An 18610-nucleotide genomic window follows, 5' to 3' on the forward strand; every position below is an offset into this window, starting at 1 on the left:
CTCCTTTATCGACAAATTGCGCTGACCTCGCGATAGCCCGCGGTATCCTGTTCACGCCATTCCTCATCCGGAAGCTGGATGCGACACTGTTCGTCATCCCCCTCCCCCCAGCGAATGGCGATCGCTTCGCCCGGCAGCACGCCTGAAACAAAAATATCCCCGTCAGGCCCGACAATGCCGTTGTTACGCTCGCCCCGGCTGTAGGCCTGCGCGCCAACCGGCGGCACGCTGTTGTCGGGTCGTTTGCTGTGAATCAGCACGCTGTCGCCCCGATATGTTTCAAACGTCACGCGCGTAATCGCGCCGCGGGTAGGGACGTTATTCTGGGTGGCAACAGGCACGTCCAGCCCCTCCGGGAAGTCCTGGGTGTTTAACGACCAGGTATTGTTGCGATAAGGAATCGCATGCGGGGCAACGGCATAGCCCGCAGCGTCGATCCGCACTCCGGCCTGATTCTCTACCCTCACCCCTTGCGCATCCTGAGCCTCAATCAGGGTAAAGGTACTGCCCGGTGGCTGGGACAGCGTCACGCCGCCAGCGTGAGCAAGAATGCCGCCGCTGAGGTTCATGCTGCTTTGCTGCACATCTTCCGCTCTGGAATAGCCCAGCCACAGATTTCCGGCGCCCCCCTTGTAGCCCATGCTCAGATCGCCCGCCGTCCCCTCGGCATCGTTTTGCTGCACCTGCATGGCATAGCTAAGGCGGTTATCCTCAAGCAGGGAGCCACTCAGCCCCGCGGAGGAGGACACGTTTCCGGCACGATCGGCGTGAAGGTCTGTCGTCGCCGTCGCCGGGTGGCTGCCAAAGCTGAGCGGCAGGGACAGGCGCAGGTTAATGCTGCTGTCATGTGCAATGTAGTGGTTGCGCGTATTCTGGTAGTACAGACTCCAGGTCACATTGCCCAGCCGTGAGGTAAAGCCAGACTGAACCGTGGTATCAGAACCGGCATCCTGCCAGTAGCTTTGCTTGCTGAAGGTGAGATAAAGCTGGCTGATCTCACCTATCTGCTGGCTCATTGAGATATCCAGCCGCGCTTTTTTGGTTGCGTAGCGGCTGTCGTAATGGATTTCAGGCTTTGACGCGACCCAGTCAGGGTTATCCTGATCGGCGTCATCCCAGTAATAGGTTTTATATCGGCCATTATCCCAGCGGCGACGTTCCTGAACCGACTCCTGGAAATCGTAATAACCGGACGAGGAGTAACGATAGCCCGCCACCTGGAAATCGGTGCGGGAATCGAGAAAGGATTTCGCGTACAGGAAGCGAGCGCTCCCCCCTTGCTCATCGTCGCCCCGCGCCAGCCGCGTGTCGGATAACGCCAGATCGACGGACACCGCGCCAAAATGCCCCATGTTTTTGCCCACGCCCATCGCCGCGCTGCGGTAGTGTTCCGCCGAAAGCAGACCTCCCGACAGGGTCACCGTATCGCTCATCCCTCTGGCGAGCTGGCTTTCAACAAACGCAGGGGCATAGCCGTCGGCACCGTCATGATATTTTGCGGCCGTGATTTCATAGTTCCACTGCCCCTTGCGAACCAGTCCCGGGAGCACGGTATAGGGGATCACCAGATTGGTTTTCCGTCCGTCGGTTTCAATGATGGTGACAAACAGATCCCCGCTCTGACTGACCGGCACAATGTCATCAAACGCGAACGGTCCCGGCGGCACGTTGGTAGAGTAGATCAGATACTTATTCTGTCGAACCTCCACGCGGGCATTGCTTTCCGCCACGCCTCTGACGACAGGGGCATAGCGCGACTGGCTGTCTGCACGCATCATGGGCTCCGAGGCCAGCTGCACCCCGCGAAACGGAATACTGTCGTAGAGGGTTGTTCCGGTACTCCCTTGTCCCAGCAGCAGACGACTCCTGATTGACGGAAGTGCCCTTTCAGCCCACGACGAGACATTTTTCCAGTGGCCCGTTTCCTCATCCCGCTTTGTCAGGTTCGCCATCTGGCGCAAGCGCCACGCCCCTATATTGATGCCGTTATTCAGGTAAAGGTAGGCGTACTGGCTGTTTTGCCCGTCGCTTCTGATGGTGTTCGCCGCCAGGTTGTAGTTCACAAAAGCGGCATTGATGCCCTCGTCGTAACGCGTGGCGGGTACCGTTCCACGCGGTTGTGTCAGCATATTGAGCTGGGGAACCTGAATATCCAGCCGGTGCTCGGTCATCGTAACGTTCATGGACGCACCCGCAATCCGGCGCTCGAGGGGATAGCACGACTCGTCATCGTCAGCGGGAAGTGCGACGGACCACGCGCGCAGCCGATCGGCGCTAATGCACGGGTACAGCGCGCTGTCGGGCTTATCGCGGACGATCTCAACGTCACGCTGTTCAACGAGCTTTCGGTTAACGTAAACATCGAGGGAATAGGTTCCGGGAATAATGCCGGAATCAGGGTCGATCAAATTAATGAACGATTGCTCGCCCGTCCCATGAAAAAATGCGGTGTTATATTCACTTTGCGCCAGACATTCGCTGCCGGAAACCAGTAAAGAGGTAAGCGCGCACAGGGGGATCCATGTTCGTTGCATAATGATTCATCCATGACATTATTTAATAATCTGCAACCGTGGGCTTAGTGCATTTTCACGTCGGCAACGCCGCCGTAATCGTTAATGTACGTTAAGCCAACCACCCGCGAGCCTTTGGGAAAAGAAATCGTTTCGCTGCCAAAGGGAGCGATCATCGGGGCCGTTATTTTTTGTTCTTTTCCCTGCGGGGTTTTAATCATTAACTGACTCAGGCTAATATGCAGAGGCCCGGGATTGCTGACGACCAATGCCTCACTGCTTTTCCTCAGCGTTAACTGACCTATCTGCTCGTCCAGTTTTGCCTTCATCCCAACCGGGCGATAAAAAAGCTTAAGGCGCGTTCGAATCGCCAGCTGCATCACATTAGGCTCGCTGGCCCGGGGCGGTATTTCCTGAACGTTAATCCAGTAAACACTTTCTCTGTCGGTCGGTAATCCTTTACCGGAATAGATAAAACGTAACACGGCGGATTGATCGGGTTTCACCTTCATAATTGGCGGCGTCACCACCATCTCTTTTCCGGGTTTGTCTGAATCTTCGTCCAGCCAGGTCTGGATAATATAATTTTTTTGCGACGCGTTATGCAGCGTTAACGAAGCCGATTTATTCTCACCGGAATAAATCACCCGTGAACTTTCAATCTGAATTGCTGAAATAGCCGATGCGGAGTACAGCGCGAATAGCGCAATAATAAGTGACTTCATCATACCACCTTAAAAGCAGGCCCGAAGGCCTGCTCCTGTTATTGTTGAACAATGGTGAAGGTGGCCGTTGCGTTTGCTTCCCCGGTGGTGACCGCATCTTTGTTATAGGCGTAATAGTTTGCTTTCAGGAAGAACGTCCCGCTGCCCGAGGTGTCGCCTTCAGCAATGGTGATGCTGGCATCGGATTTATCAAGGGTTTTGGATAAGGTAATGTTCTGGTCGGAGATATCTTTAATTTGAATCCCCACCCCTTTTGCCGTGGTGCTGGCGGTCGCGTTATCCAGGTCCAGCACGTTCGGCTGACCGGACGGGCTGACGCCGTCAAGAACCAGATAATAGGTGCCCGGCTGACAGCCAGTCAGGTTAATGGCAAAGCCCACCTCCGGACCGTTGGCATCTTGTTTTAAGGTTTCCATCGGTATAGTTCCCATCGGAACCGTAATTTCGGCAGTGCTTTCCCCGGAGAGCTTGCAGGATGATGAGCCAATTTGCCCTACAAATTTTAACTTACCGTCTGCCGCATGGGCAAAAGAGGTAAAAAGCCCCAGGGCAACCATCGCCGCGCAAAGAGATTTCAATTTCATATACAGCTCCTTCTGTTTATACAACATATTATGAATAACAGTGCATCGTTTCTGCCTGAATACTACACCCGCATAAAACGCTTCATTTCCCGGCGAACGTTATGTAACCTTTATATCCGTTGTCAGGTAATGATAAAGCCCGGTAAGACTCTCAACCTGGAGTTTGGAATAAATATTACGCCGGTGAATACTGACCATTTTCTCACTAATATCGACCTGCCGGGAGATCTCTTTATTACCTTTCCCTGTAATAAAAAATGGCATCAGGTCTAATTCCCGGTGGGTGAGATTTGAATTTTTCTTAATCATCGCCCAGGTTTTATTGGTCACGGATTTTGAAATAATCTGGCCAGCCTTATCTTTGACCATAAAAGTGCTGAGTTTATCAAATGATTCGCTGTTATCAATTAAGATATCCGCAACCGAGTCCAGCAAAATATTTTCAGTCACTTCCACAATTCGCGCATTAGTCGTAATAATAAGTATATTGTCAAAAACATTCTGGCGCTTCATCTTTAACAGTAACAACAGTAAACCGTGGTCAGCAATATAATAGTCAATGATTATCGTGACCGGTGATCTCATTACCATCGTGCTCAGCGTTACGCTGGCTTTTTCAAATGCTAAAAACTTCAGTTCCTGCTTATCTCTCTGGCAATTTTGTATGATTTCACTCAACCCAATTCTGAACCAGACATTATCAGATACACAAATAATCATCATCCGTAACCTTATACTGATCCATGTATAACATTCCGGGAATAGAGCCTGTGAAGTGATTTAACCCTGAGCGAACGCTAAAAAATCATCCAACGACTGCGCTTATTCCATGAGACATTATTCAGATCAAAATGAATGAGATGCAAATAAGAATATGGGCAACAAGTGTAAGAGCAATCCGAAAAAGGATAATACAAAAAATGCTTTTCTTGGAAGAAAAGCATTAATAATTAATGAGTTAGATAATGTTAATTTTGGTATTACTTTTCGAATACAATCCAAAAACATGGCCCGGGTATGATCCTGCGCAAGTTAACGTGAAGTTCCTGATCTGCATTTTCAGCTTCACCGCTTAAATAACGTCCAGAATCATACCCCACCATTCTGTTATAAAGAGGCTTTCAGGCGTCGAACGGCCTCTTTTAGCTCTTCATCCGTTGGCGTGACAAACGACATGCGCAGCGTCGCTGGGTCCGGCTCATTGCAGTAGAAAAATTCGCCCGGCACAAATACCACGCCGTTACTTAACGTTTTTTCCAGCCAGCGGGTGGTGTTCATGCCGTTGTTCATTTTCGCCCACAGGAACATGCCGCCCTTCGGCTTGTGGAACGACATCACGTCGCCCAGCTCGGCTTCCAGTTCCGTGGCGAACGTCTGGTATTTCTGACGATAGGCTTCGCGGATCGTTTTAATCTGATCGGCCAGACGGCCGGTCTTCAGGTACTCATACGTCATCAGCTGCGACAGCGTGCTGGTGTGCAGATCGGTGGTTTGCTTCAGGTTCACCACCGCGCGCTTCAGCCATTCCGGCACCATCACCCAGCCTACGCGCGTGCCCGGCGCGAGGATTTTAGAGAAGGTTGAGGTATACACCACGTTCTCTTCATTGCCGATATCTTTGGCATGGGCAATTAACGGACGGAAGACTTCATCGGTATAGTTAATTTCGCTGTACGGATCGTCTTCAATGATCACGAAGTCATAGCGCTTCGAGAGTTCCACCAGTTGCTTACGGCGCGCTTCGGAAAGCGTGACGCCGCCGGGGTTACCAAACGTTGGAACGATATAGACCGCTTTGATGGCTTTTTTGGCCACCAGGGCCTCAAGTTCGTCCACCTTCATACCGTCGCCGTCGGTGCCAACGGATTCAAAATTCGCCTGCGCCAGGCCGAATACCTGCAGGGCGGCGAGATAGGTTGGACGCTCGACGACAACAATATCGCCCGGGTTAATTAACGCGCGCGCCAGCACGTCGAGGGACTGCTGTGAACCGGAGGTTACGACCACGTCATCCGCCTTACAGCGAATGCCTCGCCCTTCGCAAATGCGCTGGATTTCTTCCCGCAGTCCCGGTACGCCTTCGGTCAGGCCATACTGAAACGCCTCGCCAAAATGCTGAGATAATACGGCATCAGCAGCGATTTTCAGCCCTTCGCGATCGAACAGGTCAGGGTTTGGAATACCGCCCCCCAGCGAGATCACGCCCGCCATTTTGCTATGTTTTAATAATTCACGGATGGCAGATGATTGCAGGCCCTGCGCGCTGCTGGCGAGTTTACTCACGGACATTCTTTGCTTACCTTCTGTTTTTATAGTGTGCTCAATCTTAGCAGAATATGGGCGATAAATTCCGTCAGCTTAGGCAGCGGCCGCAAATCCTGGCGCCACAGTAGATGCACAGGCCTCGGCGCGGGCGTGAACGGTTCCATTACCCGCACCAGTCTGCCGCTTGCCAGCTCTTCCGCCACCAGCACTTCCGGTTGCAGCAATAGCCCCGCCCCGGCTCGCGCCGCCATGCGTAAGCCGTAGCCGTCGTTGCACCGTAATACGGCATCCCGCTTCCAGCGCACCTCCCCTTCCACGCCTGGCAGCCGCCACTCGTTGCGTGCCGTCCACACCGTGTGCGAAAGACAGAGATGATCCACCAGATCGTCAGGCGTTTGCGGCGTGCCGTGTCGCGCTAAATAGTCCGGTGCGGCGCAGATCACCATGTTGTAGGGGCACAGGTATTTCGCCACCAGATCGTCGTTGCGAACGTCACCAATGCGAATGGCCAGATCGACGCCCTCCTCCACCAGATCGACCATCCGGTTGGTGAGATCCAGCTCAATGCGTACCTCCGGGTAGCGCTGTAAAAAGGTTGCCGTCAGCGGGGCGATCACGCAGCCGCCAAACGACGTGGGCGCCGTGACGCGCAGGGTGCCAGACGGCGCGGCGCGCAGCCGTTCAACCGCGCTTTCGGCAATCACGACCTGCTCCAGCACCCGCTTCGCCTCGTCGAAATAGACGCGTCCGGCATCCGTCAGGCTCTGGCGGCGCGTATTACGCTCCAGCAGGCGGGTGCCAAGCTGGGATTCCAGCAGCGCAACGTACTTCCCCACCATTACCGCCGACATCTCCAGCCGCGCCGCCGCACCGGTGAAGCTGCCGCTTTCCACCACGGCAATAAACGTCTCCATACTGCGAAGCTTATCCATATTCCAAACCTCTTGTTAGCAATCTTCTAACTTTAGCCCAGTTTATCCGCATTTTAATTTATTAAAGAATGAAGGCTCACAACATAAGGAGTCGGCTATGAAAATCGTCATTATTGGTGCCAGCGGTACGGTCGGTCGTGCGGTAACGGAAGAGCTGAGTCGTCGCCACGAGGTCATCCGCGTCGGTCGCACGCAGGGCGACGAACAGGTGGATATCACCTCGCAGTCAAGCGTTCAGGCGCTGTTCGAGAAAATCGGCCAGGTGGATGCGATTGTGTCCGCCAGCGGTGGCCTCTACTTCGGCCCGCTCGCGACCATGAAAGACAGCGACTTTAACCAGGGACTGCAGGATAAGCTGCTGGGGCAGGTGCGCCTGGCGCTGATCGGCCAGCACTACTTGAATGAAGGCGGCTCGATTACGTTGATAAGCGAGGTCGTGGCACACGAGCCGATTGCGCAGGGCGTGAACGCCACCACGGTGAATGCCGCGCTGGAAGGGTTTGTTCGCGCCGCAGCCTGCGAACTGCCGCGCGGGATCCGCATCAACCTGATCAGCCCGACGGTGCTCACCGAATCGGTCGACACGTACGATGGCTTCTTCCCGGGCTTCGAAAGCGTGCCTGCCGCCACGGTGGCGCAAGCCTATCGTCGCAGCGTGGAAGGCGTGCAGACCGGGCGCGTATACAAGGTCGGCTACTGATCCTTGCGGGCGGCGATCAGCACCAGCATCGGGCGCTCCGCCTCCTCGGCCAGCGCGGGCCAGGCGTCAATCTGCGCCTGCGTTGGTCCCCACTCGTTGACGTTGCTTATCGTTAATCCGGCCTTGATCAGCGCGTTAAGCGTGGTGCCCAGCGTGCGGTGGTATTTGATCACCCCGTCTGCCAGCCAGTTGCTGACACGCTGGCCTTCGTCCTGATAATGATTCACGCCCCAGAACCGCTCGCCGTTATCGTCGGTCAGCCAGCCCTGACGCGAGGCGCAGGTGTAAATCGGGTGTTCCATCGAAAAGACCAGGCTGCCGCCGGGCTTAAGCGCGCGCTGAGCCTCGGCAAATACCGTGTCCAGTTCCGGCAGATAGTGCAGCGCCAGCGAGCTGTAGACCAGATCGACGCTGTTTTCGTCTAGGCTGAGAGAGTCCAGATCGCTACGCTGATAGTGAATCAGTGGATCCGCGGTAAGCTCCGCTGCGCGGGCGAGCATCTTTTCTGAGATATCGATCCCCGTGACGTGAGCAGCACCCAGCTCGCGCGCGGCGCGGCAGAACCAGCCGTAGCCGCAGCCGAGATCGACAACCGATTTACCGGTTAAATCGGGCAGCAGGCTTTTCAGCGCGGGCCACTCCGGCGCGCCGTCCAGCCCCTGCACCGAACGCGGAAGCTGGGCGTAGCCTTCAAAAAACGCCGGGTTGTCGTAGATGTTTTGTGCCATGGCAGATCCCTCTTTAAGAATGTGCACAGCAGTATACTGCATTGTCGGGTGGCGGCTGCGCCTTACCCGACCTACAAAATCTCCGAACCGTAGGCCGGGTAAGCGCAGCGCCACCCGGCCCCCCATTAGCCCACCGTACCCCAGACCAGATTTCCTTTATGGAACGTTGCGGTACGCGGGGAAATGCGCGCCACGGCTTCGGCGGAACAGGAGGCGTCCACCAGCACAAAGCTGGCGTCATCCTGCACTTTCGGCCACACGCGCTCCCCTTTGTCGTTAAGCGGCAGCACGTCGCCGGTCGCAATCCCCAGCGCGCGGGAGAGCGTCTGCTCGTTCGGGCGGATGTAGAGCTGGGCGTAAAGATTGGCTTTCTCCAGCATGTCCCCCAGACCGTACGGCGACCAGTGGTCGATCACGCTGTCGGTGCCGGTCATCACAAACACGCCCTTGTCCCGCAGCTGCTTCAGCGGCATATGCAGGGTGCCAATCGGCACGGTCGAAGCGATGGTCACCTGCTGCGCCGCCATGCGGGTGGCGATCTCATCCACTTGCTGTTCGTTGAGCGTCGCTAGCGCGAAGGCGTGGCTGATGGTGAGTTTCCCCTTCAGAGCCGGCGTTTTCTCCACGGTTTCGACCATGTAGTTCACCGCCGCCACGCCCGCAGGGCTGGTTTCGTGCAGGTGAATGTCCACCCCTTTGTCGTAGTCCAGCGCAATCTGAAACATCAGATCGAGAGATTTCTCCATCGCGCCGTCGACGTTGGTTGGATCCAGCCCGCCCACGTAGTGCGCCCCGGCCTGCATCGCCTCGCGCATCAGCTTTTCAGAATTCGACAGCAGCAGCCCGTGCTGCGGGAAGGCGACGATTTCGCAGTCAAAACCAGGTTTGCGGCGCGCCAGGACCGCCTGCAAATTTTCCAGGTTTTTCAGGCCGGAAACCGGCTCAATATTGCAGTGGCTGCGGGCGATGGTGGAGCCTTTCGACTGGATCAGGTCGATCAGCTTTTCCGCACGCTCCTGGGTGTAGGGCTGCAGCTCAGGCAACAGCTTTTGTTCCAGGCGGATCATATCCTGAATCGTGGTGCCCGCCGGGCGGTTGAGCGATCGCCACGGGCCGCCGTAGAAGGTTTTATCCAGGTGGATGTGCATGTCGCGCATTGCCGGGAGCATCAGCTTGTTGCCCGCATCGTAGTGCGGCAGCGTGGCGTCGGCGTGGCGCTTGTTGTCGTGCAGGGCGACGATCTTCCCGTCCTTGATCTCCAGCGTTTTCAGCTCGGTACGGGTGCTCGTCGCCACGCCGCCGTGGAAGTTAAACCCGGCTTCGAGCAGCACGTTGTCCAGATAGTAATGTTTCGCGGTGATATTCATAGATTTACCGGTCTCGCAGAGTGGCTTTGCGGAGTCAGCAGCATACGCGACGGATCCGGTCGCACCAAACAGCGCGCAGGCGGTCACCATTTTGCCGCTCTGGCTGATAAATTCACGGCGGCTTTTGTTTTCACTCATCTCATCTTCCTTCATTCACAATATGGGTACCGGTTTCCCCGCGCAGCGCGGCGGGCAGGCAGTCTGGCGAGGTGATGATCACCCGCTTGCCGCCGTGGTGTAAAAATTCCAGCGAGGCGACGATTTTGGGCAGCATGCTGCCCGCCGGGAAATGACCTTCTTCCCTGTAGCGCGTCATCTCCGCTACGTTGACGGTGTCCAGCGCCTGCTGGTTTGGCTTGCCGAAGTTGACGCACACCTTCTCCACGCCGGTGGTAATCACCAGCACGTCGGCGCGGATCTCGCGCGCCAGTAGCGCGGTGGAGAGATCTTTATCTATCACCGCATCAACGCTCTGGTAATCGCCCTGCGCCGAGCGCACCACGGGAATACCGCCGCCGCCCGCGCCAATCACCACAAAGCCTTTTTGCGTCAGGGTCTTGATCGCATCGGCCTCGACAATGCGCAGCGGCTGCGGAGAGGCCACCACGCGACGATATCCCCGGCCCGAATCCTCAACAAAGTGCCAGTCCGGGTGTGTGCGCTGCAGCTCGTCGCGCTGCGCCTCGCTGAAGAACGCGCCGATCGGTTTCGTCGGGTGCGTAAAACCGGGATCGTTTTTATCCACTTCCACCTGCGTGACGACCGTAACTGCTTTTTGCTCCCCGCGCGCGGCCAGGCGGTTGTTCAGCGCCTGCTGGATCAGGTAGCCGATGCCGCCCTGGGTGTCCGCCACGCAGTTTGCCAACGGCGTGAGGGGAAGCCCCTCCCGCTCGTGGGCAATTTCAGCCCGGCGCAGATCCAGCCCCACCTGAGGGCCGTTGCCGTGGGTAAGCACGATGTCATAGTCGGAGGCCAGCATTTCGAGCACGGACTCTGCCACCGCTTTAACCGCCTGCGCCTGATGTTCAACCGACTGGCTGGCGTTGTCTTTGATAATGCTGTTGCCGCCAATGGCGACGACCATAAGCTCTTTCATACGTGCTCCTTCGCAACAGTACCCGGCTCAGCGCTCGCCGCTTCACGACTATCCAGCACATGCTTCACCACAAACATGCCGCCCATCATCAGATACGCGGTGACGAACATCAGCGAACTGCCTTCGGCAAAGCCCACGACCGGAGCGTGGATCACCCCGAACAGCGCCAGCAGCGCCCCGCCCGCAGCGGCAACAGCACCGCGCAGCGGTTTGTTGATGATGGCGAAAATGGCGATACAGCCCCACAGCATGCTGGCGAGCGGTGCCCCGTTCCCCAGATGGACTAATCCCTCGTAGTAGATCCCTTTGCTGTGCAGCACGTCGGTGCCGATTTTGGCGGCATTCGTGCCCGCCGCGCCCATCACGCTGTTCATCATGGTCAGCGCCCAGTTGGCGATCCACGGGAACAGGCATATGAAGATCACGGGCACTTCCACCTTCGGCGTTTCCCTCACCACCTGGTTGGCGGTGACCACGCCGATAAACACCAGAATCGGCACGATGGCAGTCATCGGAATGATGGCGAGCATAAACGCCCCCAGACCGAACAGCGGCACGATGAACATGGTCACGCCGGAGGCCAGCGTGTAGCCGATGCTCGCGCCCATCGCTTTCCAGCCAGGGTGGCCGACGTAAACCGTCACCGGGAACGGGTTCCCCATCAGGCAGCCGAGCATGGAGGCCAGACCGTTCGCCAGCATGACTTTACGCGTCGGGTATTCATCCCCCGCCGCGTGGGCGCTTTCGATGTTCTCCAGGTCAAAGATGTAGTTCGCCAGACCCAGCGGTACGGCAGAGGCGAGATACGGCAGCGCGTGCGGCAGCCCCTGCAGGAAACCTTCCACGTGCACCTGCGGCGGGTTAAAGCCGAAGGATGACATGGAAGCTTTAATCGCCTCCGGGCTCTGCAGGCCGGAGATCCACGCCAGGGCCGTGCCGGCAATCAGCAGCAGCAATCCGGTTGGGATGCGGGCAAAGATCGGCTTTTTACCGAACCAGTTGATGAAAATCAGCAGCAGCACGATAAACGACACGGTCGGCGCCTCGAACGCCTGCAGCATCGGGTTCATCGCCAGCAGCAGCAGACCCAAACCGGACAGGCACGACAGCAGCACGGTACGCGGGATCATCTTGCGGATGGTTTCCCCTAAAAACGAGCCACCCGCCAGGATCATCGCCTCCACGAAGCACCACACCAGGCCAATCTGGATAGCGAACTCCGCATCACCGGTCTGCTGATAGACCGGCATCAGCACCAGGAAGGTTACGGTAAAAATAGACGGCGCGCTGGGGCCGGACGGCAGCGCGGTGACGTCCGTGCGCCCGGTGGCGCGTGCCATCTGCATGCCAAACCAGGCGTAGCAAATACTCGCGGTCAGCACCGCCAGCCCGAAGGCTGGCGCAATGCGTCCATAAACAATCTCCTTCGGGATGCCGACGACAAAAATGAGCAACCCCATCATGGTCAGCAAATTGGTCAGGTTGTTGGTCATCAACCCGAAATACGCCGCCCAGTCACCTCTTTTCCACTCCAGTTTCATGTTTTTCATGGATGCATGCCTTATAAAAAGTAGCGATCGCGGAAGGTCAACAGCGCCTTTTCAAAACAGCTAAACGGTGGGTGAACGATGCCCGCCCCTATCATGCCGATGCCCGCGTCTTTGTGGGCAATGGCGGTGTTAATCACCGGCAGAATGCCGCTGCCGGCGACTCTGGTGATGTCGATGGCGGTCGGGATCCCCATAAACGAGAGCAGGGGAATGGTGACGTTCGGGTTTTCGCCGAGGGTGATTTCACGCATCTGGCGGGAGAAGTCGATAGCTTCCTCCACCGTGCCGCCCACCAGAGCGACGATCGCCGGGGCCGTCGCCATCGCAAAGCCGCCGATGCCGTAGGTTTCGGTGATCGCGCTGTCGCCGATATCCAGCCCGGAGTCTTCCGGCTTATAGCCCGCGAACATCGGGCCGATCACCTGCTGCGCCGGGCCGGTGAACCACTGGCCCGGCAGGCCGGAAATGCGCAGGCCGAACTCGTAGCCGTTACGCGCCATGGTGGTAACCACGGTGCTGTATTCAATGCCGTGGGCGGCGTCCAGGGCGGCTTTACACATCGCCATCCACGTCGGGCCGGAGAAGTAGTCGCTGCTGGCGACAAACTCAAATACCTCGCGCTGCTGCTCAACCGGATAGCCCGCCTGGATCAGCCCCGGGGTCAGCGCCTGGATCAGCAGCGTGGTGCCCGCATTGTTGCGGTTGTGGCACTCATCCCCCATGTGCAGCGCCTGGGCCAGCATCAGGCGCAGGTCGATTTCGCCGATAATCTTCATCGCGTCGCGCAGCATCGGGCCGAGCACGTCGCGCATCCAGTTCAGGCGATCGATGACGCTCTGGTCGTTGGCCCCCATGCGCAGGATCTTCGCCATCTGCTCGCTGAGGTTGGTGAAGGCGCGGTTGCCGTAGGTTTTGTTCTCAACAATGTGCATAAACATCGACGCGGAGGTGACGCCCGCCATGGAGCCCACGCAGTCATGCTCGTGGCACGGCGAGAAGGTGATCTCCCCTGAGGCGGCAAGCCGTGCCGCGTCGTCCAGATCTTTCGCCAGTCCTTCAAACACCAGCGCACCGGTGACCGCGCCTTTCATCGCGCCACACATGTTTTCCCAGGAGACTGGGGGACCAGCGTGCAGAATGGTGGTGCGGGTCATCCCCGGCACAACGTTAATCGCCTGGTCATAGCCCACCAGCACCGGATGGGACTGGATAATGCGCTCAAGCGCGATTTGGTTGGCGGCGGCGATCTTCTCCGCCAGCGGTTTTTCCGCCAGCTGATCCAGCGCTTCAACCACCTGCATATTGCCCTGCCCCGGCGGCGTCCAGTCGAGCTGGGTCACGGGAACGTGCTGCTTTTTAAGATCGTCGCTGAACATCGCGATACCCACGTTAATGACGTTCAGCGGCTGGTTAAATAAGGTGGTCATTATGCGTTCTCCCCTTTGCAGACAAATTCGCGTGCCAGTAATCCGGTGTTGGTGCTGCTGCTGGCCCAGATGACGCCTGCGTCGGTCAGCATCTGGCACTGCTGCGCCAGTGACTGCGGATCCTGATCGGTGCCGAGCACGTATCCGAGGATCTCAAGCGGACGGTTATCGGCCTTCGCGATGGCCTGCGCCTCTTTGATCGCCTCGATCATCACCCCCACCGGATCCTCGTGCGCGCCGAAGCCCAGCACAAAGTCCATCACGATGACGCCCACTTCCGGATCCCGCGCCTCCTGCAGCAGGCGGCTGATGCGGTTGGTCGGGTCGATCATCGGATGCGGCTTGCCGTTGGTGAAGTCATCGTCGCCAAAGTCGAGGAAGGTGTGGGCTTTACTGACGCTGACGTCCGGCAGGCGTTTAGCGGGATCCGGCTGGATATTGCTGTACACGTCGTCGAACTTCTCCAGCGCGGCAAACATCGCCTCGTCGCACAGGGTGCCGCCGCAGAACAGGCCGCGAATGTACTTCTGCTGCGGGGTCAGGCGGGCGCGCACCTCTTCAATCAATGGCCAGTTGAGCGGGTGCAGATCAAGGGACTCTTTTTTGATGCCAGTGAGCAGAACGGCCTTCAGCGCCGCCTCTTTGGTGCCGCGCGCGAACTGCAGTCTGTCCTCATCGGCGGGCGGTTCATTGCGCCCGAGGAAGCAAACAACCACCGGCTTGCGGCAGGCTCTGGCGCGGGCCAGCACCTTTTCTGCCACGGCAGGAGCCGCTGGTTTGGAGATCAGCGCGATAACCTGGGTGCCCTCGTCGGCTTCCAGCATGTCGATGGCGTCCAGCATCATCAGGCCGCCGATCTTCTCGCTAAGATCGCGCCCGCCGGTGCCAATCAGCTGCGACACGCCGCCGCCAAACTCGTGAATGCGCACGCTCAGCTCCTGGCTGCCGGTGCCGGATGCGCCGACGATGCCAATCGGTCCGCGACGCACCGCGTTGGCGAAGCACAGTCCCGCGCCGTTGATGATGGCGGTGCCGCAGTCCGGCCCCATCATCAGCAGTCCTTTCTGGTGCGCCAGCTGCTTCAGCGCCAGCTCGTCCTCGAGCGAGACGTTATCGGAGAAGAGCATCACGTTGAGATCGTTTTCCAGCGCCTGACGCGCCTCGCGGGCGGCGAAGGTGCCATTGACGGAGATCACCGCAAGGTTGCTCTCCGGGCGATGGGTTTTAGCGCTGGCAATCGTCGCGTAGCGCGCTTCATGGGAGCCCGCGCTCTCTTTACGCGTGAACAGCGCTTCAATAGCGGCCAGCGTTTCACCATTCGCCGCGTCGCCTTTAATGACGATCATCAGGTCGCCGTTTTTCGCCTCATTTAATTCCGGCGTTAACAGCCCGAGGTTTTTTAATACGCCCTTATTCATTTCCGTTGCCATGGCGACAAAGGCCTGTTCAACGCCCGGCAATTTATTGGCTTTAGTGGAAACGGACATTAATGACACGGAGTCAAAATAGGTGTTCTTTTTAATCACGATTTTCGTTGGCATTATTTGCACCTGTTCGCGGATAAAAGGGGGCCGCCGTCGTGCACAATGCACGTCGGTAAAAAATGCTTTATTTAATTAGCGGCCAGCCGGAACGGGCTGACCGATCGTTTTACGCGCCCGCCGCCATCAGCAGGTCGGCAATCTCAGTGAAGCCTTTCTCCCGCGCCAGTTCGAGCGGGGTTTTGCCGTATTTGTCGGTCATATGCGGGTTCGCGCCGTGATCCAGCAGCAGCTTCACGATCGCCTGCTGCTTTGCGCCGCCGTCGTTTAACACGATGGCTTCCAGCAGCGGCGTCCAGCCGACAAAGTTGGTGTGGTTAACGTTGATATCGGTTTTTTCCAGCAGCTCGCGCACGATCTCCACGTGCCCTTTTTCACTGGCAGGCGTAATGCCCACGCCGCCAAAACGCGTCAGGCGGTCGAGATCCGGATTCGCGGGCAATACCAGCCGCAGGAGGATTAAATCATTGGTCAGGCAGCTAATGAGGAAAGGGTTAAAGCAGGTCTGATCCTGTTTATCAATATCTGCCCCGGCGGCAATTAAAAATTCTACGCAGGAATAGTGTTTTTTCAGGCTGGCAATCGTAACGGCGGTTCTTTTCTGGCGGTTAGTGGCGTTAATATCCACGCCTTTCTCCAGACAGGCTTTTAGCGCATCGCTATTGCCCTCTTCTGCCGCCAGCAGAAATTCGGTAACCAGTTCAGTTGCAGACATATTCAGACTCCCGATGTTTTTCTTTCTGTTGACCTGAGAATAGCAACAGCCTGGTCATAAAAGAATCCGCTTAAAAATGATTCATCGACAGTCAATTCATTGTTGAGTTAAATTCAACAGTTCGGTCAAAACGTGCGTCTGTGCAACCTTTTTCTTATGTTTAACCGCTTTTTAGCGCGTCAAAACGCATTATGCTTATGTCTGATAAAGCCTTATGCACCAGGGCTTTCGGCAAAGCGTCAGAACTGTGATCGGCTTCAAATGCGTTGTAACAGCGTTGTTAAAATATGTTCAAAACTGATGTCTGACGGAGCCGTGATATGAATTCCATCTTTACCGAAGAGAACCTGCTGGCCTTCACCACCGCCGCCCGCTTTGGCAGCTTCAGCAAAGCCGCCGCCGAACTGGGCGTCACCACCTCCGCCATCAGCTACACCATTAAGCGCATGGAGACCGGGCTGGACGTGGTGCTGTTCGTGCGTAACACGCGCAGCATTGAGCTGACCGAGTCCGGCTTTTACTTTTACCGCAAAGCCACCGACCTGCTTAACGACTTTCACGCCATCAAGCGCGGGATTGATACCATCTCACAGGGCATCGAGGCGCGGGTGCGCATCTGTATCAACCAGCTGTTGTATACGCCGCGCCATACCGCGCGGCTGCTGCAGGTGCTGAAAAAGCAGTTTCCCACCTGCCAGATCACCGTCACCACCGAAGTCTATAACGGCGTATGGGACTCCATCATCAACAACCAGGCCAATATCGCCATTGGCGCACCGGACACGCTGCTCGACGGCGGCGGAATTGACTATACCGAGATCGGCGCCATTCGCTGGGTGTTTGCCATCGCGCCGGCGCACCCGCTGGCGTTTGTTCCGGAACCGATAGCGGAAAGCCAGCTGCGCCTGTACCCCAACATCATGGTGGAAGATACCGCGCACACCATTAACAAGAAGGTGGGCTGGCTGCTACACGGGCAGGAGGCGATTCTGGTGCCGGACTTTAATACCAAATGCCAGTGTCAGATCCTGGGCGAAGGGATAGGTTTTTTACCGGAGTATATGGCGCGGGAAGCGGTGGAAGACGGGCTGCTGGTGACGCGGCGTATCAATAACCCGCGTCAGGATTCTCGCATGCTGCTCGCCACGCAGCATGCCGCGACCGGCCAGGTCACGCGCTGGATCAAACAGCAGTTTGGCCCTCAGGGCGTACTGACCGGGATCTACAGCGACTTACTCTGGCGTGCTTAGCTCTTACTCTGAACCCAGAAAGCGTGGATAAGACCCGGGATGTAGCCCAGCAGCGTCAGAATAATGTTGATAATAAACGCCCAGCCGAAACCTTTGCCCAACAGCACGCCCAGCGGCGGCAACAGGATGGTAAAAACAATACGCCAAAAACCCATATCAAAACTCCGTGCAAGCTAATCCATTGAAAATAATAAAGAGAACTATCTCTAAGCATAGCCAGTTTACCTGTCTGCGCCAGTTCTCTCCCCCGCGTTTACCCTCTTTTACGCTTTTGACGCTGGCGTAATGCGCACAATTACTTTAGCATTAACTTAATTAAGAAAATACTAAACTATCATGACCGAACTCGAACAGCTTCAGGCCAGCGCAGAGCAGGCCGCAAACCTTTTAAAAGCGATGAGCAATCCGCGTCGCCTGCTGATCCTCTGCACGCTGTGCGGCGCCCCCGGCACCAGCGCGGGGGAACTGGCCCGCGCGACGGGGCTAAGCCCTTCCGCCACGTCGCAGCATCTGGCGCGCATGCGTGAGGAAGGTCTGATTGACAGTACCCGCGAGGCACAGCGCATTCGCTATTTCATTAAAAACGATGCGGTGCATCAGCTCATCAGCACCCTGAAAACCCTTTATTGCCCGTAAGGAGCCGCCATGTCACTTCCCCTTATTTCGCCGCGCGAGGCCAGCGCCCGCATCGCTGAAGGTGCAAAGTTGATTGATATTCGTGATGCCGACGAGTACGCCCGCGAGCATATTCCCGCCGCGCAGTCCATGCCGCTGGATACCTTACCCGGTGGACTTAAAACGCACGCGGGCGAAACGGTGATTTTTCACTGCCAGTCTGGCGCCCGCACCTCAGGCAATGCCGATCGCCTTGCGCAGGCCGCCGCCCCCGCTCAGGCACTGGTGGTCGAAGGGGGCATTCAGGGCTGGAAGCAGGCGGGTCTGCAGACTGTCGAAGACAAAACCCAGCCGCTGCCGCTGATGCGTCAGGTGCAAATTGCCGCCGGGCTGCTCATTCTCTGCGGCGTGGTGCTGGGCTATAGCGTCTCCGGCGGCTTTTTCCTGCTCAGCGGCTTCGTAGGGGCCGGGCTGCTGTTCGCCGGTGTGACCGGTTTTTGCGGCATGGCGAGGCTGCTCAAGGTGATGCCCTGGAACCGTCGTACCTCATAAGCAGTAATCGCTGAAATACGCTGTACCCGCCGTCATACGTGGGCTAAGGT

The 18610-nt window shown here is 57.1% G+C and carries 18 protein-coding genes; 4 read left to right on the top strand and 14 right to left on the bottom strand.

What is annotated here, in order from left to right:
- Nucleotides 1–5: 5 nt before the first annotated feature.
- From KGP25_RS18665 to KGP25_RS18690, 6 genes are all read right to left on the bottom strand, one after another.
- Nucleotides 6–2534 (bottom strand): fimbria/pilus outer membrane usher protein, encoded by a 2529-nt coding sequence (locus tag KGP25_RS18665; RefSeq protein WP_223539466.1) that lies wholly within the window; start codon nucleotides 2532–2534, stop codon nucleotides 6–8.
- A 44-nt stretch (nucleotides 2535–2578) separates the two neighbouring features.
- Nucleotides 2579–3241, bottom strand: coding sequence for a molecular chaperone (locus KGP25_RS18670; protein ID WP_348984747.1), 663 nt, complete (start codon nucleotides 3239–3241; stop codon nucleotides 2579–2581).
- A 35-nt stretch (nucleotides 3242–3276) separates the two neighbouring features.
- The gene (locus KGP25_RS18675; RefSeq protein ID WP_045909280.1) at nucleotides 3277–3822 is read right to left on the bottom strand and encodes a fimbrial protein; all 546 of its coding nucleotides are present in this window, start codon (nucleotides 3820–3822) and stop codon (nucleotides 3277–3279) included.
- Nucleotides 3823–3921: 99 nt separating this feature from the next.
- A complete protein-coding gene (locus KGP25_RS18680; protein ID WP_063622322.1) occupies nucleotides 3922–4545 on the bottom strand; it encodes a LuxR C-terminal-related transcriptional regulator in 624 nt (207 codons plus the stop codon).
- Between the two features lie 384 nt (nucleotides 4546–4929).
- A complete protein-coding gene (locus KGP25_RS18685; RefSeq protein WP_223539467.1) occupies nucleotides 4930–6111 on the bottom strand; it encodes a PLP-dependent aminotransferase family protein in 1182 nt (393 codons plus the stop codon).
- 20 nt (nucleotides 6112–6131) lie between these two features.
- On the bottom strand, nucleotides 6132–7019 hold the full coding sequence (locus tag KGP25_RS18690) for a LysR family transcriptional regulator (protein ID WP_048029264.1): 888 nt from the start codon (nucleotides 7017–7019) through the stop codon (nucleotides 6132–6134).
- Nucleotides 7020–7116: 97 nt separating this feature from the next.
- Between KGP25_RS18690 and KGP25_RS18695 the strand changes: the two genes are divergently transcribed.
- Entirely contained in the window at nucleotides 7117–7719 is a 603-nt protein-coding gene (locus tag KGP25_RS18695) for a short chain dehydrogenase (protein ID WP_223539468.1), read from the top strand.
- On the opposite strand, the gene KGP25_RS18700 is transcribed toward KGP25_RS18695, so the two are convergent.
- The 7 genes from KGP25_RS18700 to KGP25_RS18730 form a co-directional block, all read right to left on the bottom strand.
- Entirely contained in the window at nucleotides 7713–8447 is a 735-nt protein-coding gene (locus KGP25_RS18700; protein WP_069720366.1) for a class I SAM-dependent methyltransferase, read from the bottom strand. The two genes, KGP25_RS18695 and KGP25_RS18700, sit on opposite strands and share 7 nt — an antisense overlap.
- 125 nt (nucleotides 8448–8572) lie before the next feature.
- Nucleotides 8573–9952: an amidohydrolase family protein gene (locus KGP25_RS18705; protein ID WP_223539469.1), complete on the bottom strand. Its 1380-nt coding sequence runs from the start codon at nucleotides 9950–9952 to the stop codon at nucleotides 8573–8575.
- 1 nt (nucleotide 9953) lies between these two features.
- Nucleotides 9954–10910 (bottom strand): carbamate kinase family protein, encoded by a 957-nt coding sequence (locus KGP25_RS18710; protein WP_223539470.1) that lies wholly within the window; start codon nucleotides 10908–10910, stop codon nucleotides 9954–9956.
- The gene (locus KGP25_RS18715; RefSeq protein ID WP_048226635.1) at nucleotides 10907–12460 is read right to left on the bottom strand and encodes a hypothetical protein; all 1554 of its coding nucleotides are present in this window, start codon (nucleotides 12458–12460) and stop codon (nucleotides 10907–10909) included. Before KGP25_RS18715 ends, KGP25_RS18710 begins: the two co-directional genes overlap by 4 nt.
- A gap of 11 nt (nucleotides 12461–12471) precedes the next feature.
- Nucleotides 12472–13887, bottom strand: coding sequence for a DUF1116 domain-containing protein (locus KGP25_RS18720; RefSeq protein WP_048226633.1), 1416 nt, complete (start codon nucleotides 13885–13887; stop codon nucleotides 12472–12474).
- Nucleotides 13887–15428 carry an acyl-CoA synthetase FdrA gene (fdrA, locus tag KGP25_RS18725; RefSeq protein ID WP_223539471.1) on the bottom strand — a complete coding sequence of 514 codons (1542 nt, stop codon included), beginning with the start codon at nucleotides 15426–15428 and terminating at the stop codon, nucleotides 13887–13889. The genes KGP25_RS18720 and fdrA overlap by 1 nt, the downstream gene beginning before the upstream one ends.
- A 109-nt stretch (nucleotides 15429–15537) precedes the next feature.
- Nucleotides 15538–16143 carry an ankyrin repeat domain-containing protein gene (locus KGP25_RS18730; RefSeq protein ID WP_223539472.1) on the bottom strand — a complete coding sequence of 202 codons (606 nt, stop codon included), beginning with the start codon at nucleotides 16141–16143 and terminating at the stop codon, nucleotides 15538–15540.
- 320 nt (nucleotides 16144–16463) lie between these two features.
- On the opposite strand from KGP25_RS18730, the gene KGP25_RS18735 reads away from it, so the two are divergent.
- Nucleotides 16464–17393 (top strand): LysR substrate-binding domain-containing protein, encoded by a 930-nt coding sequence (locus tag KGP25_RS18735; RefSeq protein WP_045909292.1) that lies wholly within the window; start codon nucleotides 16464–16466, stop codon nucleotides 17391–17393.
- Here KGP25_RS18735 and KGP25_RS18740 read toward each other — a convergent pair.
- Nucleotides 17390–17548: a YqaE/Pmp3 family membrane protein gene (locus tag KGP25_RS18740; RefSeq protein WP_045909293.1), complete on the bottom strand. Its 159-nt coding sequence runs from the start codon at nucleotides 17546–17548 to the stop codon at nucleotides 17390–17392. The two genes, KGP25_RS18735 and KGP25_RS18740, sit on opposite strands and share 4 nt — an antisense overlap.
- Before the next feature lie 181 nt (nucleotides 17549–17729).
- Here KGP25_RS18740 and KGP25_RS18745 point away from each other — a divergent pair, with 181 nt between their 5' ends.
- On the top strand, nucleotides 17730–18029 hold the full coding sequence (locus KGP25_RS18745) for a metalloregulator ArsR/SmtB family transcription factor (RefSeq protein WP_048029255.1): 300 nt from the start codon (nucleotides 17730–17732) through the stop codon (nucleotides 18027–18029).
- Nucleotides 18030–18038: 9 nt separating this feature from the next.
- Complete coding sequence (locus KGP25_RS18750) at nucleotides 18039–18560, top strand: rhodanese family protein (RefSeq protein ID WP_048226627.1); 522 nt, start codon at nucleotides 18039–18041, stop codon at nucleotides 18558–18560.
- Nucleotides 18561–18610: the final 50 nt, after the last annotated feature.

Source organism: Enterobacter sp. JBIWA003, from assembly GCF_019968825.1.
Taxonomy (GTDB): Bacteria; Pseudomonadota; Gammaproteobacteria; order Enterobacterales; family Enterobacteriaceae; genus Enterobacter; species Enterobacter quasiroggenkampii.